Below are 22,643 nucleotides of genomic sequence, written 5' to 3'. Positions count from 1 at the left end.
CTGCTCTATTTACCAATAATATCAACATCAGACTTTTTCACTCCGCTCAGTCCATAACTATGTAATTTGGAACGAGACCCTTCTCCGTGTGCTTTTGGCGGATAAAACAGCACCTTTTTTTCTGGGAATGCGTCTAATACTTCGTCTAGTGCAGCTCTAATTTCACTTAGTGTTTTTTCTAAACTATTGGTGAAGTTTGGCCGTTTTCTTATAGTATGACCAAGCTCAACTAAACGATAAAAGTATTTATCCGCGAGATCCAATAACTCTTTTGGCATCTCTTTGTTTTGGTTGAGAATAGTGTCAGAGTTTACCTCGCAAAACTCAACAAGTGCCAAATAAAAGCATAATGGTTTATTGGCTAGTTGAACACTGACTAATTTGTTTCTATTCGTTGTTACTGTTTTTGAGTACAAATCAATAACAAGCTTAAATTCCGGCAACTTCTCTAGTGTTTGATTTGAACTTACTTTTGCATCAATACCTTTTCTTCTCACCCAGTTGAACACCGCAACGCCGATAAGCGCCATAATCAGAGGGAAAATATAGGTAAATTTCGGTTTGGAGTCGTCTAATGACACCGCTACATAGAAATTTCTGTGTGGCGCAGACAATGTTAGCACTTCACTTTTTTCACCTTCACCTGCCCCAGACGTATTAATGTCAAGAACAGTTAAACGGGCACCTTGAGCGCCTAGCGCAGCATTGAGTGAGTTTATATATTCTCTTAACTCAGTTTCATTACCTGCATAATGTAGAAAAGGATCTGCGACAGGTAAACGATTCATATCAATAGCAACGCGAAGCGCAACCGCTTCTTTTTGTTGCTTCAAAACCCGCTTAGTTTCAATACTTTGAGAAATGTAGAAAATGCCGCTAAACAATAACGCCAAAGCAATAAAAACGGATATATTGCGCTGGCTAACGTCCATCTGCTTCTCCGATAAAGCCATAAGGTGAGGCTTCACATTGCCAGTATCGATCTACCTTATCAAAGTAACTCGATGTTCTTAATTGAGCGACTTGGTTAATAATTCCCTGCATTGCACAAGCTAGATCAGTGTTATTGTTGTTCATCTTTAAATACCATTTACTGCCGCTAACATTATTTGCAATTGGCGTAATGTAATTCTTCGAAAACCGCAACTCGTCTTCTTCGGACCAATAGGAGGCAATAATATCAACTTCGCCAGCAGCTAGACGATCGCGGAGCGCTTGATGCGAGCTTAAATAGGTAATATCGAGCGCATTAATATCGATATCTAACTCTTTAAACGCACTTTTTGGTAATATGTGACCAGAGCGACTTGTTGGATAGTCTAGTAAGCCTATTTTTTTATCTAAGAAATAAGATTTAGATAATTTGGGTTTTTCTGTGTTTGAGATAAAAAAGGCGGAATAAGCCGGGTACCCTATAACAGGCTTATAACTATGCGTTGATTCAGCCATCAAAGCAGACATGATATTGTCTTTTGTTAAAATAAGATCGGCAATTCCCTTAGCTAAAAACTCTATTTGCTCAGCGAGGCTTCCTCCCCAATACACTTTCACCTGCCCATATTGTCTAGTGACCACTTCATCTTCACACGCTCTAACTAAAACGTCTAACGCGAGACTTTTAATCGGAACATGTATTTTTAAAGTGTTGATATTGGACACTGAACGCGTTTTGCAAGTATTTGAGTACTGAACAACGGGATCAAGAATAAGAGGCTTTGCCGATATTAATCGAGCCCCTAAAATCCAGCACAATAATGCGCTTATAAACAACAAAGATACAATTGTTGATTTACTAGTCAAAATGTTACTATGTATCACTAATTGGAATAACCTATCCTTTCTTGACCGCTATTAGATCAATTTTCTTTACTCATTGCAATAGGTAATTTTACTAATAAATCATAACGCCATGAATTTATTACTTTATTGACAGGAAATTATGAATCTTATTGAGTCCTTTTATTTTGTTGAAAAATACGGACAATTGGCCTCACTTTTCGGTTGGGAAGATTGTTCCCTTTTCTACAAGAGATACAAATGTTACGTAAAAGCTTGTCATTACTTTTCGCTGTAGGGATGACTATAACGACGTCAAGTGCACATGCCTGGGGTCAAAATGGTCATAGGATCATTGGCGAATTGGCGGAGGCGCATTTAACTGATCAGACTCGCGTTGCGATTCAACCGTTATTAGAAGGTGATTCTCTGGCTGAGATTTCAACTTGGGCAGATGAGATGCGTTCGGATCCAAGCACATTTTGGCGTAAACAATCTTCAAAGTGGCATTACATCAATATCGACAACCCAAAGGCAATGCACGAGCATGTTCATGCCGATTTGAATGACAAAGAAAAAGTAAAACACATCCTAGACGGTATCTACTACTCCATCAATACACTGAAGTCAGAATCTAAGTCAATCGATGAAAAGCGTTTTGCATTTCGTTTCCTAGTTCACCTTGTAGGTGACAGCCACCAACCATTTCACGCAGGTCGCGGTAAAGACCGTGGTGGTAACATGATTAAAGTAAAGTTTTTTGGCAGTGATTCAAACTTACACAGCACTTGGGACACCAAATTAATCGAAAATGAAAATCTTTCATTTACAGAATTCACACGTTTTATTCAAACCACAAATAATGAAATAATTGCTGAATACTTAGATAGCTCGCCAGCAGATTGGTTGCTTGAGTCAAATAATATTGCTGAAAAAGTTTATAACAGCAATGAAACTGAAATAAGTTACGGTTACATTTATAAATATATGCCAACAGTTAAATTTAGGCTGCAACAAGGTGGCATTAGATTAGCCGGCCTATTAAACCAAATTTTCGATAAGGACTCGCAGCCATTAAAAGAAGCATTAAAAAAGACTTCTAATACTGCGAATATAAAATAACTTTAGTAAGTTCTGAAATATACGGGAAACAACAAAATGAATACTCTTTTACGCAAAACTTCGCTGTCTCTTGCTATTGCAGCAAGTTTAGCTGCAAGCGGCTTTGCACACGCAAACGACACAGCTTCTAGCTTAAAAGGTCAAGTAGTAGGTCCTATGGGTAATCCTGCTGCTGGTACAAAAATAACAATTATTCATACCCCTTCAGGCTCCGTAAAAACAGCCACAGTGAATGAAAGCGGTGTATTCTCTGCAAAAGGCCTTCGCGTTGGTGGCCCATACCAAATTATAATTGACTCTGATAAATTTGAAGATACTAGAGTTGATGATGTTTATTTATCTTTAGGTAAAACATACCCAGTTTCAGTTCAACTGCAATCACTACAAGACATTGAGCAAATAGTGGTAACTGGCCGTCCTTTAACTGCACAGTCTGGTGGAACAGGCCCCGCATCTCACTTTTCTCTGGCTGAATTACAAAATAAGCCTGCAATTAACCGCGATTTGAAAGATATTGTACGTACTGACCCTCGAATCTACGTAGACGAAAGCAGTTCAGGTGCTATTTTATGTGCGGGAGGTAACCCTCGGTTCAACAGCTTAACTGTTGATGGTATGCGAATGAACGATAACTTTGGCTTAAATAGCAATGGTTACCCAACGGAGCGGATGCCTTTTTCTTTTGATTCTATTGATCAAGTTGCTGTAGAACTTGCCCCATTCGATGTTCAATACGGTGGCTTTACTTCGTGTAACATCAATGCCGTAACAAAATCAGGTACAAACACATTAACGGGCGGTCTATTTTTTGACTATACCAGTGATTCGCTATCTGGTGATAAAATTGATGGTCAAAAGCAAAATATCGGCGATTATGACGAGAAACGCTACGGTTTTAACGTTGGCCTACCGCTGATTAAAGACTCTCTGTTCCTATTTACCAGCTATGAAAAGTTGGAAGGATCAGAGATCTTCGAATACACACCATTTGCAAATGGAAAAATCAGTCAGGCGAGCATTGACCGTATTACTGCAATAACACAAGAAAAATATGGTTATGATGCAGGCGGTATGATCCCAAGTATGCCTGTAGAAGATGAAAAACTATTAGTAAAACTAGACTGGAACATCAACGACGATCATCGTGCAAGCTTCGTATATAACTATAACGATGGCTTTTCTTTGTCTCAATCTGATTCTGGTTCTGACAGGCTATCTCTATCGAACCACTTCTATGAACGTGGCGCAGAGCTCAACTCTTTTGTTACTTCAATCTATTCGGATTGGAGCGATGTGTTTTCGACCGAAGTCCGTATTGGTTATTCAGAGCTTGATAACAGTCAATTATCACTAGATCAAGCATCTGGTTTTGGTGAGTTTCAAGTAAATGTTGATGATGTCACTGTTTACTTAGGTCCGGACGACTCTCGTCAAGCAAACAAATTAAAGTACGATAACCTTTCTCTGAAACTTGCAGGTACCTATTACCTTGATGAGCATGAGCTATATTTTGGATATGAACGTGAAGAACTCGACGTATTCAATATGTTCGTGCAACACAACGAAGGTGAATATCGCTTTAGCAGCATTGAAGATCTCAGTAATGGCATTGCGCGCGTTTACTATGGCAATGCTTCATCACATAATCCTGAAGATGCAGCTGGTGAATTTAAGTACGCACTAAATACGTTGTACTTCCAAGATAAGTTCGACTTTATCGATTACGATATGACCATCACGGCAGGCGTTCGTTATGACTGGTATACCAGTGATGACGTACCAGCATATAATCCAAACTTTGAACAGCGCTTTGGCTTTTCAAACCAACAAAATCTGGATGGCGTTGACCTATTACAACCGCGTTTAGGTGTTAACTGGACTTACAATGACCAGCTAGAATTGCGTGGTGGTATAGGCCTTTACTCTGGTGGTAACCCAAATGTATGGATCTCAAACAGCTATTCAAACGATGGTATTCGTAACATCCAAACAGACAAGAAAAACCTTCAGTTGCTAGGCCCAAATGCAATTGCGTTCGTTGGCGACGGTAAAGCTGGTTTCGATATTCCTAAAGAATTATACGATACTATCTCTGCGGGTGGAGCTGATGATAGTACTAACGTAACTGACCCTGATTTTGAAATTCCTTCAGAGTGGAAGCTTTCACTAGGTGCAACTTATGTTACTGAATCTGATTATGTATTCAGTGTTGACTACTTATACACAGATAAACAAGATTCAGCAGTTATCAAGAATATCACATTGGCATCTGATGAAACTGCACCCGATGGCCGTCCAATTTACAACGATAATCTTCATTCTCGCGAATCAGACTTAATGCTAACCAATGTGTCCGGTGATGATGGTTATAGCCATGTTCTATCTTTTGGCATGAACAAGTCATTTGATAATGGTATAGATTTAGCGCTTTCTTATGCATACACCGTTGCAAAAGATGTGCATCCAATGGGTAGCTCTGTCGCGTTTTCGAACTATCACAGAATAGCAACTGCGGATCCGCAAAACCCAGAAGTCGCGACTTCAGATTACGAAGTACCACATCGCGCAACAATGTCTCTATCGTATAAAACTGAACTATTTGATGGCTTAGAAACTCGCTTTAGCCTATTCGGACAGGCAAGTATGACAAACCCTTATTCATACACGTTTGATAACACGGGTATGTTTGGTTACGCTGATGAGAAGCGTGATTTGCTTTATGTACCAACAGCTGATGACGCTCGTGTTGAATATGGCTCATTTGAAGACAAAGTAACTGGCGAAGTAATTCCATTTGATAAAAAGGCATTCGACAAATGGGTCGCTCAGGAAGGCCTAACACGTGGGCAGATCCAAGACCGTAACTCGCAAGACGGCGAGTGGTTTGTTACTTTCGATTTAAAAGTTGAACAAGAGTTTGGCGGTTTTGCTGATGGACATAAAGGTTCTGCATTCTTCGTAATAAAGAATGTTGGCAATCTACTTAACGATGACTGGGGCACTTTAGAGCGTGGTACCTCAATGCAAAACGCAGTGACAGCATCTATCAATGACAACGGTCAATATGTGTTTGAGAAGTTCAACAACCCTTCAGGCACTGACTTTGAAATTAAACCATCGTTATATGAAATCCGTTTTGGCGTTAAATATAACTTCTAGATGATAAGTCTTGGTTGAATTTATCACTTTTACGACACGGCTACCTTCTATAGAAGCTAGCCGTGCTACGTCGTAAACCAGCAGATGATTGTGCTTTATAAATTAATCAACATAGTTAGAGAACAGGAGTACTAGATGCTGTTTAAACACATCTAAAAATCTGACTCTCATAATCTACTTACACGGGAAATGAAACAATGAAAAACGTTCGCTTAACTAGAGTGGCCGGCGCACTTGCATTAGCTCTTGGGGTATCAGTCAGCGCATACGCTGCAGATACATCGTCTGCAATGCGTGGTAAGATCACCACCCCAACCGGTGAAGCAGCTGCAAATGTTAAAGTTACAGTTATTCACGAACCAACTGGTACTATAAGCACATTCACTACTAATGAATCTGGTGCTTTTATCGCAAAAGGTCTTCGCGTTGGCGGACCTTACAGAGTAGTACTTGACTCTGACAAATATTCAGATGCCCAACTTGACAATATCTATCTTGAGTTAGGCGACACTCACCGTATCAATAATCAACTTCAACCATTACAGCAAATCGAAAAAATTGAAGTTACAGGCTATAAGCTGGTACAACAAGCTGGTGGTTCAAGCAGCGTATTTGGTGCTGATACCATTGAAAATGCACCTAGTTTCAATAATGACATCAAAGACATTGCGCGCTTAAATCCGCTTGCCAGCATCAATGGAAATGGTGAACTCACGATTGCGGGTAATAACCCGAGAACGAATGGCTTAACCGTTGACGGTATCGGCCAAAATGATGACTTTGGCCTCAACTTTGGCGGTTACCCAACAGCACAACCACCTGTGGCACTTGATGCAATTGAGCAGATCTCAGTTGATACATCACCTTTTTCTGCTAAAAAAGGTAACTTTGGTGGTGGTACAATCAATGCGGTTACTAAGTCCGGCTCTAATGAATATACTTTCACAGGCTTCTATGAGACAAGTACACCAAGCCTTGCAGGTAAGTTAGATAATATTTCCGACGCCAAATATAAAGAAGATGTTAAAGACGCTGATGGTAATGTAATCCACCGTGCTGGCTCAAATATTCTTGATGAAGATGGTCACAAGACTTTCGAAGTGGCAAGCACAGATCCTATCATTACCGAAAAGCGTTTAGGCTTTAGTACCGGTGGCGCGATTATCAAAGACAAGTTATTCTACTTTGTTAACTATAACTCTTGGAAACAAGAGATGGACTTGGACTACGGTTTTGATGGTTCTGGCACCGCAAATGAGTTTGACGTTAGTGAATCTGACTATAACCGCTTTATTTCTGTACTAAATAATGTATATGGTATCGAAGATGAATTCGGTGGTGACCCTGAAGATACTAGTGATAGTGTCCTAATTAAGCTTAGCTGGAACATTTCCGATCTACATCGTGCTGACTTTACTTACCAATGGCAGGATGAAGAGGATGAGAAAGAATTCGCTACAGGTGGTGAAACTATATCTATGGCTTCAAGTCGTTATACTTATACGACTAAGTTCGATAACTTTGCCGCCAAGTTATACTCAGACTGGTCAGATGAATTCTCTACAGAGATAGGGCTTGCGTATAAAAATGTAACCAATGACAGTGTAACCAACTCAGATTTAGGTACTATTGAAGTTTACTTAAACGATGGTCGTGGTGCTGGTTTCCAATTTGGCCGTAACATCTATCGTCATGCCAATGAATCAGAAACCGAAACATTTGCGTTTACACTTGATGCAACTTATCTAATGGGCGACCATGAGATTAACTTTGGTGGTCAATATGAGAGCAAACGTCTTTACAACCTATTTGGCGAAGGTTCGATGGGTAGTTGGACGTTTGGTAGCATTGAAGACTTTGAAAATAAGAAATTATTTTTAAATAGATACGATGACTACCAATTTTCTTACGCCAATGCTTATACTAATGATGTCAATGACTTAGCTTATGATGCAACGCGTGAGCAACTTGCGCTTTACATTGAAGATAAGTTTTATCTAACAGATGACCTTGAAGTGACGGCGGGCCTTCGTTATGAGCGTTTATCTTCAAGTGACAAGCCTACATTAAATACTGCTTTCCAAGAAACTTATGGTTATACGAACCAGGAAAACTTGGATGGTGCTGATATCGTTCTACCTCGTATTGGCTTTAAATACTATGCTACTGAGTCATTAACAATTAATGGTGGTGTTGGTCGCTTCCACGGCGGTATTCCAAATGTTTGGTTTAACAACCCATTCCAAAAAGATGGCTTAACGCAAGTTGATGCGACACAAGACGCTATCAATAATTACTTTGCAGGCGTAGATCAAGTTGATTTCACTCGCGTGCCTCAGCAAATTCAAGATTCTTTACAGCAAGGTGCTGGCAGCACAGCTTATACGGATCCTAACTTCAAGCTACCATCAAGCATTCGTGCACAGGTTGGGTTTGAATACGAATTTGATTCTGAACTGCTAGGTGATGGCTTCAAGTGGACTGCTGAACTTGCTTACCACAACAAGCAAGACGAAGCGGTATGGCATAACACTTCTATTACGCCAAAGCTTGATGAGAACGGTAACATCGTGCGCTCTGCAACTGGTCGAATCATCTATGATAACAAGTACTCTGGTGAGCTTAGAGATAACTATGACATCATGATGACCAATGCTGATGAAGACGCACGTTCTATTATTTTAAGCACCGCAATTGCTAAAGAGTGGGATAACGGTCTTTACGTTTCTGCAAGTTACACGAATCAAGATGTTGAAGATGTATCGCCTGGTAGCGCTTCTCAAGCAGATGGTAACTACAAACACGCAACTACGCACAGCCGTAATGTTGACCTAGTAGGTCGTGGTCACTACGAAGTAGAACATAGCTTCAAGATTAACTTGCGCTACACCACTGAATTCTTTGACGGTTATGCGTCGAAGTTTAACGTGTTCTTTGAACGTCGATCTGGCCGTCCGTTTAGCTACACAATGGGTTCATACAATGATTATGACTTGGGAGATACCCGTGACTTTGCAGGTACATCTGCATACCTAGCGTACATCCCATCTGGTCCTGATGATGCGAATGTAAACTGGGAACAGTCAGATTTATCTTGGAATCAGCTAGAAGCCTTACTTAACCGTGCAGGCATAACTGAGCGTGGACAACTATTAGACCGCAATACGGGAACTCAGCCTTGGGTTACCACTATGGATGTTAGCTTTAAACAAGAAATCCCAGGTTTCTATAAAGAGCATAAAGGCGAACTTTACTTTATGATCGAAAACTTCGCTAACCTACTTAATAGTGACTGGGGTGTAGAGAAGAAGCTAAGTTACTCTGACCAAGCCGTTTATGACTTCGGCGGTTTAGATGACGATGGCAAGCTAATCATCGAGCCACGCTACAACGGTGCTGATGTTCGCAATTACTCGACTATCGATAAAGGCGCGTCAGCATGGCAAGCTAAAATTGGTATTCGTTACACATTCTAATATCTAACACGTAATTAGATAATCTCCCAAAGGCCAACGACCGTTGGCCTTTTTTCATTAATCAGCATTGCTGGTATCACCGTTTGCTAGTCTATTTTGAAGCGTCATTAGCAGCCCAATAAAATTTTCTTTCTGCTCATCGCTAAAACAACTAAGTAACTCAGCTTCCCATGCCAATGCAAGCGGCGTTAATGCTTGATAAAGCACTCTTCCTTGCTCTGTCACCGCAATAGTTTTTGCACGTTTATCACTTGGACTCACTAACATCTCGATCAACTGTCTGTCTTGTAACTGCTTAATTGCTCTTGAAACGGTTGATTTATCCATGCTTGCCAATTCACATATGTGCTTTGCAGTAAGCCCCTCCGTCTGTATTGCGTGAGATAATACTCGCCATTGTGGCTGCGTTAATTCTCCCTTTTGTTCGTAGACGTGCGCAAAGTCATTGCTCACTTTTGTTGACAGTGAAACGAGCTGATACGGCAAAAAATCGTTTATATTCAGCAGTTTTTTATCAGTTTTAGACATTATTTCACACTCCCAACTGTCACTATTACTTTACAGAGCGACTAGATGACAAACATTGAAAATACTCTCACATGAGAGTATCTTACTATAAAACACAAAGGAGTCGAGACACATGAGCCAAGAACTTCAATATTTAACTGGATTTGGTAATCAATTTGAAAGTGAAGCACTGCCGGGCGCTTTGCCTATTGGTCAGTTTTCACCGCAAAAAGTAAAATACGACCTTTATGCGGAGCAATATAACACCACCGCTTTTACAGCGCCTCGTGCTGATAATCGTAGAAATTGGTTCTACCGTATTCGCCCTTCTGTTTTACAAGGTGAATATGAAGCGATGGATAATGGCCTATTGCGCACGGCACCAATAACTGAAGCCGTTTCCCCCCCTTCTATGTTGCGCTGGAGCCCTATCGATATACCACACGAAAAAACAGACTTTATCGATGGCTTAGTGACGATGGCAGCTAACGGCAGTGCCAATGGCCAAAGCGGGATTGGTATTCATGTATATGTTGCTAACGCATCGATGGAAGGTCGTTACTTCTATAATGCGGATGGCGAGCTGTTATTCGTCCCACAGCAAGGCGAACTCATTTTACACACAGAGTGTGGAAAACTCGCAATTAAACCAGGTGAGATTGCCGTTATCCCTCGAGGTATCAAATTCAGTGTAGAGCTTTTAAGCGATACGGTGCGTGGTTACATTTGTGAAAACTACGGACACCCTTATATATTGCCTGAACGAGGCCCCGTTGGGGCGAATGGCTATACCAACGAACGTGACTTTCAATACCCCGTTGCCGCCTTTGAAGACAAAGAAGGCGATTTTGAACTCGTTGCAAAGTTTAATGGTAATTTGTTCCGCTGTGAGATTGGCCACTCACCACTTGATGTGGTTGCATGGACTGGTAATAGCGCCCCATACAAATATGATTTAGCACGATTTAACGTAATGAACACCGTAAGCTTTGATCACCCAGATCCGTCAATCTTTACTGTACTGACTTCTCCATCAGGCACGCCAGGTGTTGCAAACGTAGACTTTGTGATCTTCCCACCGCGCTGGATGGTGGCAGAAAATACATTCCGTCCGCCTTATTATCACCGTAATATCATGAGTGAGTTTATGGGCTTAATTGAAGGGGTATACGACGCCAAAGAACATGGTTTTGTGCCAGGTGGCATGAGTCTACACAACTGTATGTCTCCTCATGGGCCAGAAGCTGATGTATTTGAAAAGGCGAGCAACGCAGAGCTTGCACCACAGCGCTATGAAAACACACTCGCGTTTATGTTTGAGTCACGTTACATTATCTCTCCAACTAAGTATGCTTTAGAAGGCAAAGCACGTCAGCCTAACTATGCTGATTGCTGGAAAGGCATTAAAAAGTACTTTAAAGGAGCATAAAGATTATGTTGAAACTCTATACTTATTTTCGCTCATCTGCAGCCTACCGTGTGCGTATTGCTTTAAATCTTAAAGGATTAGAGCATGAATTAGTCCCTGTAAACTTGCTTAAATCGGAGCAAAACGGCGAGGCATATTTAAGTAAAAATGGTCAAGGATTGCTACCGGCGCTTGAAACTGAGCATGGCGTTCTTGCACAATCTTTAGCGATATTAGAGTGGCTAGAAGAAACCCAAACAGGCCAAGCATTGCTACCACAAGATCCTTGGCAAAAAGCGCAGGTAAGAAACTTTTGCTACGCCATCGCCTGTGATATCCACCCTATCGATAACCTGCGTGTACTTAAATATCTCTCAAGTGAGCTAGGTGCATCTGATGAGCAAAAAAATGAGTGGTATCGCCATTGGGTTATCGAAGGCTTTAAAAAGCTCGAGCCTATGATAGGCGACGGTCAATTTTGCTTTGGCACGGAGCCCACACTTGCGGATGTTTGTTTAGTACCACAAGTGTTTAATGCCCTGCGTTTTAAAGTTGATATGACTGCATTTCCTAAGATCAGTCGAGTGTACGAATATTGTAATACGCTTGATGCGTTTTCTGATGCGGCGCCTGAAAATCAATTAGACGCACAATAAGGCTAGTAAACGATAAGCCAACTAAAAAGAGTGACATGCTAAGCATATCACTCTTTCAATCAAATGAACGTTTGTTATTTCAACGCGCTATAGACATGATCAAAATGGCCAATAAGGTCGTGACCAAGATCAGTCAAATAACCCCCATCGGGGCTGTCAATGACCCCTTTTTCAAATAGCCGCATCGCGGCACCTTGTATACCTTCAGGCGCGCTGCTATGAATTTTTATCCCCTGATGCAAACTATGTCTTGGAAATCTAGCTAGTAAGGTCAACTCATCCAACAATTTTTGGTCTAATGCCATTGTCATTTTTCCTTATTCTTCTATAGTCATTTAACACTCTAGTTCAAAAAACCAAATTTGATGAAGTTTTTAATTTGTTTAATCACTGTTAATTTGATCTCACTGCCTGTTTTGGCTACAACGCCCGCTGATTTGAGGTTATATGGAGAAATACCAAAGCAAGTCTGTTGGTATGAAGGAAAGTCATATAGCGAAGGCGCACTATTGCTACAGTTTGACATGCTGTTTGTCTGTGCAACGAAAAAGTACAACGAAGACAATGGCAAACTTGTGTGGGTAAAGGCTGACGCGTCTGGGGCACCAATTAGACCTGAAATTTCGGATAAAATTAGGGTAAACTAGGCGTAATATCTAAAGTTATATAGAAGTAGAAGATGACAACCCAAGCAAATAACCCCCTTCACGGTATCAAGTTAGAAGAAATTATTGTAAAACTTGAACAGCAACTAGGCTGGAAAGAAATGGCAGCCGCCGTAGATATCAACTGCTTCAAAGATAATCCAAGCGTTAAATCTAGTCTCAAGTTTTTGCGTCGCACACCTTGGGCAAGAACCAAAGTGGAGCAACTGTATCTAGATACCTTCCACGGCTTTCAGTGGCCAGATATAAAAAAATAACCCGTTTTCTCTAAGTTTATTTGGCTACATAAAGCACGTTGTAAGTTTCCTGGAGCTTTTCAAGAATATGCTTGGGAACATTTTTATTACAAGCTAGGTAAAGAGACGTATTAAACTGATCTAATGTATATACCGGCTCAAGTAATTGAGCCGTTTGCTCTTTTGCACTTCGAAACCTAAACTGAGCATCGCTTAATATCACCAAATCAACAAAGTCTTTGCGCGTCTTGAGTAGCTCAAAAACCTTATCAAAAGAATTAATCAGGATAAGCTGTTTCCCTTCTTGAAAACCATGCTCCATTAAAAATTGGTGGCTAAAATTATCTCGGATCACCGCAGTTCGATAAGCTTGAGCATCTTCTAATTTATTCAGCTTGATTTTGCTTTCACGTAGTGCATAAAAAGAGGTGGTAAACGTATCAATGGGAAATACCCAATTAAACTCATTTTCGCGAATGGTATTTCTGGCTGTTGAAAACACACAGGTATCTTCTTTTCTTAATGCGGCATTATAGGCTGCAGGCCATGAAAGTACGTTGATGGTGTAATCAACGCCAGAGTCATCAAGCACTGCCCTAACTTTATCCGCTGAACGCCCAATTAGCTCCCCTTTTTCATTAAGGTATTGGAAGTCAGGAAAGTTCTCAGTGACAATATTTAGCGTATAGGCAAGCGCACTGAAACTCGTCAGTAAAATACAAAGACCAAAAGAGTATGCACCCTTCATGAAACTCTCCCCATAGCTACTTGAATAATATAGTCTTAACTTAAAGGTTGAGCAATTTTTAAAGAGATAGAATAGCTGCTTGTGAATGCGGGTTATGAGTAACTTATTGAAGTGAATGAGTGATAGACAAAGATGCCTTCGCCTATCACAGTGCTGTTTAGTTATTTAGTTGCTTTAGCTATTGTTGATAGCATCAATTAAAAACGCACTCAGCTTAGCGCCTTCTTTAAGCGTGGTTTCTGAGCTCGTTTGTCCAACAAGAGAGCTGTCGGTAAATGGGGCTATTTCCATCATGTCTGCACCTGTGATTTTAAACTCACCACGCAGCGCTTGTAGAATTAACATCGCTTCGTCTGGAGTCATACCCCCTGCCTCTGGAGTACCCGTTGCAGAAGCAAACTCTTCATCAAGTGCGTCAATGTCAAAGCTAACATAAAGCTCTTCAACACCGTCAGCCTTTAGCTGTGCAATAACTTCATCTACAATCGCTTGTGCACCACGCTCTCTGATCTCATGAGCCCAATGCTGCTTAACACCGAATGTAGACTCCCAATGAGACTTAGGTTTGCCACTCGAGCGGATCCCAAATTGTACTAAATGATGGGGTGCAGGCAAAAACTCTAGGATATGCGTACACCAAGAGCCGAAGCATAAATCGATACCTAAGCGCTCAACAAGTAAATCCGTGTGAGCATCAAAATGGATAATCGCTGTTTTTACGCCACGAGCACGCTTTGCTTTAAGATACGCTTTTGTTAACGGGTAGCTGATTGAGTGGTCGCCACCAATGCCAAACACGCCTTTATCTGGGTAATTTTCGTAAAAGCCATCACACACATCTTCTGTAATAGATAATGGTGAGACGTAATACTCACTCTCTGGGTCAGCATAAAGTGCCTTTTGACAATTACTGATCGTGCTCTCGTTTAAATATTTGTCGTGCAGTAAATGTGGAATAACACGCACATCGCCAAGGTCAAACGCGCTCGTTTGCGGCTGTTGCTCAATTAATGTCGAACGCAAAAATAACGGGCCCCAGTTGGCGCCGCGTAAAATACCACCGCCACAATCTGAACTGATCCCAAGAATTGCCGCTTTATGTTCACTTTCGCCCAATTTTTCCAGTGACGCTTTCCATAAAGTATCGACACCTTCTGTTTGTCCATATAGCTTTCGTCTTAGCGCGTCTTTTCTTTCTTTCGCTGTGTTTACTGTAAACACACCATCTCCCGGTGGGCATAAACAGTGCTCAAGTTTTTTATGGAATTGTTTTTTGCTCTCAGACATCGCTATCCCCTCTTATATGCATAATCATGCGACCCAGAAAAATCTTCCCTATTGCGCTTTATATATTGCGAAACACTCAAAATACGATTGGCTTAAAATGAGTAAAAACGACAAATTAAAAATAAAAATCCTTATAAATCAAAAGATTTACTTGATCTCTAACTTCGTTTTCGGAAGACATTGACTGTTCATTAGGTCGTTGTTGCAGCACATATAACAGGTTCAAATAAGAAGTCAACCGCAGTACCAACAATGCTCATTGATGCTACGGTTGTTTATTCATAGAGGGTGTTTAGTTATTCGTAGTGGCGTGGCACTTTTGTTTTAATTACAGCGATATAGCCATGCCAACTTGCGTACGCTAGCAGCGGCATAATAACGATAAACCCAGCCGTTCCAGTTGCAAACCCAAGCATCACCAAGAACACTAAGATCCCACACCATACCACCATAGCGCCGACATTTTCTTTCACAGCATGCATTGAGCTTATTACCGCAGTCATAATATCCACTCGGCGCTCCATCATTATTTGTGGCGTAAACGCTGAGATTGCAAATACACACACCAATAAAATGCCTCCCACTATCGAGCCGAGTGCTAAAAATGCCGAAAGCTGTTCAAACGTAGGATTCGGAACATTTGGATATAATGCATGGATAAGCGCCGCTAAGCGCATCCAAACAATCATAATGACCATCAGTAACACCGCAAACCCCCACTCGCCAGCGGGATTACGAAACATTGATTTAAGACTATGCGTTAACGTTGGTTTATGGCCCTTTTCCAACTCCCACGCAACATCATACAAGCCAGCTGCGAAAGCAGGTCCAATAAGTGCAAAGGCGACAGCGGCAGGCAGAATTACCAAGTGGGTACCTGATTGGTACACTAACCACATGATAAAAGCAGGTATTAGGGTAAAAATAAGTCCATACACTAGGCTAAGTAATGGTGCATTCGCAATATCTTTAAATGCTAATGCAAGCCAGTGAAACGGTGCCAAGGTTGGAACTTTGTTGCATTCAAAGCAACGCGCAAATTCGTTATCTTTATTTATAGAATGTGTAGCAGGCATAACCATTCCTCATTGTTGCTCTCATGTTAAGGTTTAGTGGAACATCGACAATCCCGCAAGCTATCCTGAGCTATAATACCAACTGCGTTAATTCTCTAACCAATTTAACGGGTAAAATATCATACAAGCTTCGTTAAAAATTTCTTATTTAGAACAACTAAATAGCAAAATTTTTGCCTTGCCTATATGGATTTAGTTGCCAAAGCGGTAGCAGGACGCGAGAGCGGTGCTACTAATATTATTTCCCGCTTCAAAATAGCTCATTTACTTAATACGATTGGTATAATTTAAACACGCCACACTTAAATAGGACATCTGTCCTGTACTTGATAGGCGTTAACTATAAACATTACGCTTTAATTATAACTAAGGTTTACTATGGAAAAGGTATTTCACTTAGGTCTTACGAAAGCCGACCTACAAGGCGCTTCACTAGCAATTGTTCCGGGTGATCCCGAGCGCTCAAAACGCATTTCTGAATATCTCGACTCTCCAGTCTGCTTAGCACAAACTCGCGAATTTCATATTTACCTTGGCTTTTTAAATGAAAGTCCTGTGGTAATTTGCTCAACTGGTATAGGCGGCCCATCTACGTCAATCGCCGTTGAAGAATTAGCACAGCTTGGTATCACTACCTTTTTACGCATAGGTACGACTGGTGCCATTCAACCACATATCGATGAAGGTGATATTTTGGTGAGCACGGCATCAGTGCGTTTAGATGGCGCTAGCCAGCATTTTGCGCCTATCGAGTTTCCTGCTGTGTCTGATTTTCATACCACTTCAGCAATGGTACAAGCCTGTGAATCGTTGGGCATTACTCACCATGTTGGGATCACTGCGTCTAGCGATACTTTCTACCCAGGGCAAGAACGTTACGACACATACTCAGGCTACGTCAGAAAAGCGTATCAAGGTTCGTGTGCAGAATGGCAAAAGCTTAATGTGATGAACTATGAGATGGAATCTGCGACGTTATTTACCATGTGTGCAGCACTTGGATTGAAGGCAGCTTGTCTTGCAGGCGTATTGGTAAACAGAACACGCCAAGAAATTCCTAATGTCGACCATCAAGCTGTTGAAAAGAAAGCTGTCACTGCAGTTTTAAAAGCAGCTGAACTGTTACTTTCGAAGTAGTAGCAGTAAACGTAGAGATTGAGTGGTTACTCAATCTCTATATGTGTAAGCAAATGCTCGGCATTGTATGCCTTTAAAACCGCTAAGCTTACTTGCAACTGATTAGCACTGCCCTGTTTTTCTAGCAAAGTGATCTCTACGACATTTACCTCAGATAATACTTTACCCGACATAGCTAATTGACTTAGTGCACTTTGTAATGGCGATAAGCTTGGGTTATAAGCCGCATTTTCAGCATAACGCCCATAAAAGCACTCACCAGTGTCTAGTTTAATTTCCACCGCACTTTGGTTGTGTGTGTAGGGGCAATAAGCGCGCAGATAATGCCGATAAAGCGCCGCACTGATTGATGCAGGCGATGTTTCATTCGCAGCAAGATGTTGCGCTTGAGAAAAGAGCTTTTCACTGTTGCCCAGATCGTCCGGACCAAACGAAGTCGGCAGCAAGTCACACAACGAGGTTTTGCCTGTCGGCAATAAAATTTCAAGCTCCTTTGCCGTGCTTAGCTCATTCATAAATTGACGACAAAATCCGCAAGGCGCGGCATTAATCGTCATTTTAGAGATTTCCGTTGCACCATTTAACCACGCATTGTTAATTGCCGCTTGCTCGGCATGAACAACCAAAGAAAGCGCCTGATGCGAGAATTCTAAATTCGCGCCTAAAAACGCTTGTTGCGATTTATCATCCCAAGCAATGGCACCAACATAAAATTGTGAAATAGGAGGCGTAGCAAACTCAGCTGCAACTTCAAGTAATGCAGCCTCAAGCTCAGATCGAGATAAGTGAAAGCGGTTTTGATATTGTACTAATTGGGAATAACTAAATATTCCACGATGGGCGATGGCGTATTGCGTTAACGCACTTTTTATTGATGGTTCTATCTTTGCCATATTGTTGTCATGTTTATCTATGGCAGGATAGTTTACGCAAGAGTTACAGCCGACTCAACCATTCTCTTGCAGATTTAAAACACTCAAAGTTTTCAGCGCTGATATTAAAACGCTTAATTTTCTGTAGAAAAAGATCATGCATATAACCTTCAAAACCAACGACGCGTGCAATATGTAAATTGCCAATATTGTGCGCAACTTTTGGCATTATGTTCACAATATCAATTGCGGCGAAGCGGTGTTCAAGTTCACTCACATCTACTAATACTTTGCTACTATTATGCTTTTTTGCGTATAGATTGGCTTTCTCGTATGCCGAGACCACATCGTTTGCATTCGCAATGCCTCTGATCTTCATCATAATCAGATCATTACACTCATCAAATGTGACGCTAGTAGATATTTTGTGCATGTATCGTAGACCCATCAACCGACAATTCTTGAATAAAACAAATAAAACGACTGGTAAAACCAGCCGCGCATTTTAAATCAATGAGAATTACTGTCAATAAATATACTAATAAAAAACCAATCAAAATAAAAAAACCAATCCATTGGGATTGGTTTTGTAGCTATTATGCTTATAAATGTAAAATTTTACAAAAATAGATTATTCAAATTGTTGCACTAACCCGTGTTGCGCATCCCCGCCGCAATCCCTGTCATCGTGATCATGAGTGCCAGTTCCAAATCGTGATTGGTTTCTTCACGCACACGCTTTAACAGTTCTATTTGTAACAAGTTTAGAGGATCAGTATACGGATTTCTCAGCCCGATCGATTCTTTGATCCAAGGTTGCTGTGACAACAGCGACGACTCTGGCGCAAGGCCGCGAATAAGCTCGATGGCCTGTTGTAAGTTGTCTCTTAACTCATCCCCTAGGCCTATATACTCGTCACTAACTAAACTTGCATCATACATCTCGCTGAGCCAAAGGTCGGCTTTACAGAATACCATTTCGAGCATTTCTAAACGGGTTCTAAAAAATGGCCACTTTGCGCTCATTTCTTGCAGCATGTCTTTACCAAACGTTTCTACGGCAGCTTCAAGACCTTCTTTCGCCCCTAGCCAAGCAGGCAACATCAAGCGGTTTTGACTCCATGCGAAAATCCATGGAATAGCCCTCAAACTCTCTACTCCGCCGTTTGGATTTCGTTTAGAAGGCCTCGAGCCTAGCGGTAATTTAGACAGCTCTTGTTCTGGCGTTGCCATTCTAAAGTAAGGCACAAACTCAGGGTTCTCTCGAACAATACTGCGATACTTTTTGCAGGAAGCTTCACTAATCGTCTCCATAACCTCTACCCATTTAGGTTCGGGTCGAGGGGGCGGCAACAAATTACTTTGTAAAATCGCACTGGTATAAATAGATAGACTTTGCATCGCGACTTTAGGTAAACCAAATTTAAAGCGGATCATTTCGCCTTGCTCGGTCACTCGCAAGCCACTTTTTAGCGAACCAGGAGGCTGAGATCTCAGCGCTTGTGCAGCAGGCGCCCCCCCTCGACCAATCGTACCTCCACGGCCATGGAAAAGCACCAGCTCAACGCCCTTCGCATCAGCAAGGTTAACCAGCTTTTCCATTGCATCATACTGCGCCCATCCTGCCGCCATCATCCCTGCGTCTTTTGCAGAGTCGGAATAGCCGATCATGACATATTGCTTGGCACCAATCGTGCCTTTATACCAAGTGTTCTCAAATAACCCGCTGATCACTGATTGCGCATTGTTTAAATCATCCAGTGTTTCAAATAGCGGGGCTACCGGTAAGTTGAATTTACACCCGCTTTCTTGGAGTAATAAATGCACGGCAAGAATATCAGAGGCACTTTGCGCCATCGAGATAATGTAAATGCCGAGTGCGTTTTGGTCTTGATCCGCAATCGTTGCAAATGTCTCTAGCACCTCTTGGACATTGGAAGAAGGTTGCCAATGACGTGGCAGTAACGGTCGTCTCGAGCTTAGCTCGGTTAATAAGAAAGCTTGCTTGTCTGCTTCTTGCCACTGAGCATAATCACCAAGACCCAAATAGCGTGTTAATTCAGAAAACACTTCGGTATGTCTGGCGGAATCTTGGCGAATATCTAACTTACATAAAGACACGCCAAAACAGTCAATTCGTCTTAATACATCTAACAACAAACCGTCGGCAATATTAGCCATGCGACAATCAACCAGCGAGCGATAACACGCCTCTAGTGGCTCTCTTATCTGTGATACCTGTTTAATCTTGTCCTGATAATGAGAGGGCGTGCCTTTGATTTTATATTCCAATGCTGCAATGGTTTCTTCTACCTCAGCGCGTACTTGCTTTAGTACATAACGATAAGGTTCATTACTGCCGTCCGCTCGCGCTATAAAGCTTTCGGATGCATTACTCATAGAGAGTTCTGCGCCCAAAATTTCTAGATCTCGACGATATAAATCAAGCGCCATCCAGCGGCCGTGATCAAGCACAGATTGCGTCACATGAGAAGTAACAAACGGGTTGCCGTCTCTATCGCCCCCCATCCAAGAAGTGAGTTGAATAGGACTAAAATTGGCGGGTAGTTGTAAATTTAATCGCGTTTTCACTTGGGCGTTGAAATACCGAACAAACTTAGGCACGGCTTCCCAAAGACTATTTTCAATAACCGCGAATCCCCACTTTGCTTCATCCAGCGGCGTAGGTCGCTTTTCTCTAATATCGCTTGTGTGCCACGCTTGTGAGATCAACTGCTCAATGCGGTCAATGACCTCATCGTAGACAGGGTCCTCACCTGAGGTCACCTCAAGCACTTTTAAACATTCGCTCAGCTCAACGTGTTTATTGATGATGGTTCTGCGTGTTACTTCCGTCGGGTGAGCAGTTAGCACCAAATCGATTTTTAGTTTGCTTATTACATCTGCAACTTCGTTTAGTGTCAGCGCACCAGCATCAACTTTACTTTGCAATTCATCAAGCGCCTTATCGACTTCGATCATCACGCCGTCTGGAGAGCCTGATTTTGAAATGGTGTGGAATTGTTCTGCGACATTCGCCAGGTTTAAGAAATGATTAAATGAGCGAGCAACGGGAAGTAGCGCTTCATCGCTTAGGCTACGTAAGGTGTCAATCAGCGCTTGCCTATCTGAATCATTACCGCTTCTAGAGGATTTTGCTAGGTGTCTAATTTCTTCAACTTTGTCTAATGTTTCTTGACCCTGCGCTTGTTGAATAATTTGCCCTAACATCTGCCCCAAAAGGCTCACATTACTACGTAGGCTTGCGTATTGCTCAGTCATACAATCTCCTTGATGAAAAGATACTCGAACTCCACTATACCGAGAATAAATTGATTTGCGAACGATCTATTTTCAAGACGTTAACGTAATAACATGACAAAGATAAGTATTATTCGAGTGAGCGAATGATTGTATTTTACGATGGTAACTGTCCGCTATGTGTGAGAGAAATGAATGAACTTAAGCATTTCGATCAACACAATAACATTGATTTTGTGAATATTCATGATGCTCGCTTCTCGAGCGAGTTTCCTGAGATAGAGCATGAAGCAGCTATGGCTAAACTCCACGGTTATGATAACCAAGGTAAGCTTATTTTAGGACTAGATGTTACCGCAGCGGCTTGGAGTCACGTTGGCAAACATCGCTGGATCAAATTATTAAGATTACCCATCATCCGAACAATTGCAGACGGCGTTTACCTGTTTTTTGCAAGGCACAGAATGAAAATTTCTAAACTTCTGGTCCCAAATCAATGCAGTATACAAAATAGTGGAGATTGCAATCGTGACTAACTTCGCCATCATAGTGATTGGTGCAAGTTCAGCGATCGCTGATGCCTTTATACAAGCGCAATCCGAACAAAATCCCGACGTAAAAATGATCACGGTGTCTAGGCAAGCTAAAACGGCTTCACATGCCAATAACCTGCATTTTCAGTGTGATTATTCTAAAACACAAATTCGTCAAGTTGCGAGCCGTATTCTCGAGTTGGACTTAATGGTAAAAAGTGTCACCATTTTTAATGGCTTACTCCATGACGAGTTTGATACATTCCCAGAGAAAAAGCTCGAGGACATTGATCTTGAATACAGCATGGCGCTGTTTAATATCAATACCATGATCCCCATGCTTTGGTTACAAGCTTTATTGCCAGTCTTAAAAGGTAAGCAGTCATGCGTAGTTACAGCACTCTCTGCCCGTATTGGAAGCATCAGTGACAACCAGATGGGCGGCTGGTACAGCTACCGCAGCTCAAAGGCTGCGCTTAATATGATGTTTAAAACCGCAGCAGTCGAGCTTGCGCGTCGAGCAAAAAACATTAAGCTCATTTTGTTCCATCCAGGTACTACCGACACGCCACTTTCAAAACCTTTTCAAGCCAATGTCCCGGACGAAAAACTCTTTACGCCGGAATTTGTAGCACATCAACTTAGTGGCATCATCGCAAACAGTCATCCTGATGGTACGGTGAGCTATGTTGACTGGCAAAATAAATTAATTGGATGGTGAACA

The 22,643-nt window shown here is 41.6% G+C and carries 20 protein-coding genes; 10 read left to right on the top strand and 10 right to left on the bottom strand.

Going from position 1 to position 22,643, the window contains the following annotated elements; all coding sequences use genetic code 11:
• Nucleotides 1-5 precede the first annotated feature (5 nt).
• Together QSH61_RS20105 and QSH61_RS20100 are read right to left on the bottom strand one after the other, a co-directional pair.
• Entirely contained in the window at nt 6-932 is a 927-nt protein-coding gene (locus QSH61_RS20105; RefSeq protein ID WP_206471942.1) for a hypothetical protein, read from the bottom strand.
• Nucleotides 922-1,659 carry a PhnD/SsuA/transferrin family substrate-binding protein gene (locus QSH61_RS20100; protein WP_010605342.1) on the bottom strand — a complete coding sequence of 246 codons (738 nt, stop codon included), beginning with the start codon at nt 1,657-1,659 and terminating at the stop codon, nt 922-924. The genes QSH61_RS20105 and QSH61_RS20100 overlap by 11 nt, the downstream gene beginning before the upstream one ends.
• Nucleotides 1,660-2,037: 378 nt before the next feature.
• Here QSH61_RS20100 and QSH61_RS20095 point away from each other — a divergent pair, with 378 nt between their 5' ends.
• From QSH61_RS20095 to QSH61_RS20085, 3 genes are all read left to right on the top strand, one after another.
• Entirely contained in the window at nt 2,038-2,898 is an 861-nt protein-coding gene (locus QSH61_RS20095; RefSeq protein WP_010605341.1) for a S1/P1 nuclease, read from the top strand.
• Nucleotides 2,899-2,934: 36 nt separating this feature from the next.
• Nucleotides 2,935-6,057 (top strand): TonB-dependent receptor, encoded by a 3,123-nt coding sequence (locus QSH61_RS20090; RefSeq protein WP_206471941.1) that lies wholly within the window; start codon nt 2,935-2,937, stop codon nt 6,055-6,057.
• A 197-nt stretch (nt 6,058-6,254) separates the two neighbouring features.
• Complete coding sequence (locus QSH61_RS20085) at nt 6,255-9,533, top strand: TonB-dependent receptor (RefSeq protein ID WP_206471940.1); 3,279 nt, start codon at nt 6,255-6,257, stop codon at nt 9,531-9,533.
• Nucleotides 9,534-9,590: 57 nt separating this feature from the next.
• On the opposite strand, the gene QSH61_RS20080 is transcribed toward QSH61_RS20085, so the two are convergent.
• Complete coding sequence (locus QSH61_RS20080; protein ID WP_206471939.1) at nt 9,591-10,061, bottom strand: MarR family winged helix-turn-helix transcriptional regulator; 471 nt, start codon at nt 10,059-10,061, stop codon at nt 9,591-9,593.
• Between the two features lie 112 nt (nt 10,062-10,173).
• On the opposite strand from QSH61_RS20080, the gene hmgA reads away from it, so the two are divergent.
• Together hmgA and maiA are read left to right on the top strand one after the other, a co-directional pair.
• Complete coding sequence (hmgA, locus tag QSH61_RS20075) at nt 10,174-11,469, top strand: homogentisate 1,2-dioxygenase (RefSeq protein WP_010605337.1); 1,296 nt, start codon at nt 10,174-10,176, stop codon at nt 11,467-11,469.
• Nucleotides 11,470-11,477: 8 nt separating this feature from the next.
• On the top strand, nt 11,478-12,104 hold the full coding sequence (maiA, locus tag QSH61_RS20070; protein ID WP_029215796.1) for a maleylacetoacetate isomerase: 627 nt from the start codon (nt 11,478-11,480) through the stop codon (nt 12,102-12,104).
• Between the two features lie 74 nt (nt 12,105-12,178).
• On the opposite strand, the gene QSH61_RS20065 is transcribed toward maiA, so the two are convergent.
• Nucleotides 12,179-12,409, bottom strand: a complete 231-nt coding sequence (locus QSH61_RS20065) for a TIGR02647 family protein (protein ID WP_010373121.1) — start codon at nt 12,407-12,409, stop codon at nt 12,179-12,181.
• 60 nt (nt 12,410-12,469) lie between these two features.
• Between QSH61_RS20065 and QSH61_RS20060 the strand changes: the two genes are divergently transcribed.
• Nucleotides 12,470-12,751, top strand: coding sequence for a DUF1496 domain-containing protein (locus tag QSH61_RS20060; protein ID WP_010605335.1), 282 nt, complete (start codon nt 12,470-12,472; stop codon nt 12,749-12,751).
• 32 nt (nt 12,752-12,783) lie between these two features.
• Entirely contained in the window at nt 12,784-13,026 is a 243-nt protein-coding gene (locus tag QSH61_RS20055) for a VF530 family protein (RefSeq protein WP_017216709.1), read from the top strand.
• Nucleotides 13,027-13,042: 16 nt separating this feature from the next.
• On the opposite strand, the gene QSH61_RS20050 is transcribed toward QSH61_RS20055, so the two are convergent.
• From QSH61_RS20050 to QSH61_RS20040, 3 genes are all read right to left on the bottom strand, one after another.
• Entirely contained in the window at nt 13,043-13,753 is a 711-nt protein-coding gene (locus QSH61_RS20050) for a transporter substrate-binding domain-containing protein (protein ID WP_174169276.1), read from the bottom strand.
• Nucleotides 13,754-13,927: 174 nt separating this feature from the next.
• The gene (locus QSH61_RS20045) at nt 13,928-15,040 is read right to left on the bottom strand and encodes an arginase family protein (protein ID WP_174169277.1); all 1,113 of its coding nucleotides are present in this window, start codon (nt 15,038-15,040) and stop codon (nt 13,928-13,930) included.
• A gap of 296 nt (nt 15,041-15,336) precedes the next feature.
• Entirely contained in the window at nt 15,337-16,116 is a 780-nt protein-coding gene (locus tag QSH61_RS20040; protein ID WP_010605331.1) for a DUF2189 domain-containing protein, read from the bottom strand.
• 378 nt (nt 16,117-16,494) lie between these two features.
• On the opposite strand from QSH61_RS20040, the gene udp reads away from it, so the two are divergent.
• On the top strand, nt 16,495-17,253 hold the full coding sequence (gene udp / locus QSH61_RS20035; protein ID WP_010605330.1) for a uridine phosphorylase: 759 nt from the start codon (nt 16,495-16,497) through the stop codon (nt 17,251-17,253).
• Between the two features lie 26 nt (nt 17,254-17,279).
• Here the strand turns inward: udp and cdd are convergent, their stop codons facing one another.
• The 3 genes from cdd to ppc all read right to left on the bottom strand — a co-directional run bounded on the left by cdd (nt 17,280) and on the right by ppc (nt 21,407).
• A complete protein-coding gene (gene cdd / locus QSH61_RS20030) occupies nt 17,280-18,146 on the bottom strand; it encodes a cytidine deaminase (RefSeq protein ID WP_010605329.1) in 867 nt (288 codons plus the stop codon).
• A gap of 43 nt (nt 18,147-18,189) precedes the next feature.
• Complete coding sequence (locus QSH61_RS20025) at nt 18,190-18,507, bottom strand: hypothetical protein (RefSeq protein WP_223192100.1); 318 nt, start codon at nt 18,505-18,507, stop codon at nt 18,190-18,192.
• Nucleotides 18,508-18,773: 266 nt separating this feature from the next.
• Nucleotides 18,774-21,407 carry a phosphoenolpyruvate carboxylase gene (ppc, locus tag QSH61_RS20020; protein WP_206471938.1) on the bottom strand — a complete coding sequence of 878 codons (2,634 nt, stop codon included), beginning with the start codon at nt 21,405-21,407 and terminating at the stop codon, nt 18,774-18,776.
• 125 nt (nt 21,408-21,532) lie between these two features.
• Between ppc and QSH61_RS20015 the strand changes: the two genes are divergently transcribed.
• The gene (locus tag QSH61_RS20015; RefSeq protein WP_206471937.1) at nt 21,533-21,922 is read left to right on the top strand and encodes a thiol-disulfide oxidoreductase DCC family protein; all 390 of its coding nucleotides are present in this window, start codon (nt 21,533-21,535) and stop codon (nt 21,920-21,922) included.
• Nucleotides 21,915-22,640, top strand: coding sequence for an SDR family NAD(P)-dependent oxidoreductase (locus tag QSH61_RS20010; RefSeq protein ID WP_206471936.1), 726 nt, complete (start codon nt 21,915-21,917; stop codon nt 22,638-22,640). Before QSH61_RS20015 ends, QSH61_RS20010 begins: the two co-directional genes overlap by 8 nt.
• Nucleotides 22,641-22,643: the final 3 nt, after the last annotated feature.

It is taken from the genome of Pseudoalteromonas sp. JC3 (genome assembly GCF_030291895.1).
Lineage (GTDB): Bacteria > Pseudomonadota > Gammaproteobacteria > Enterobacterales > Alteromonadaceae > Pseudoalteromonas.
The sequence above is the reverse complement of the archived record's forward strand: the minus strand, read 5'-3'. Positions and strand labels throughout refer to the sequence as shown.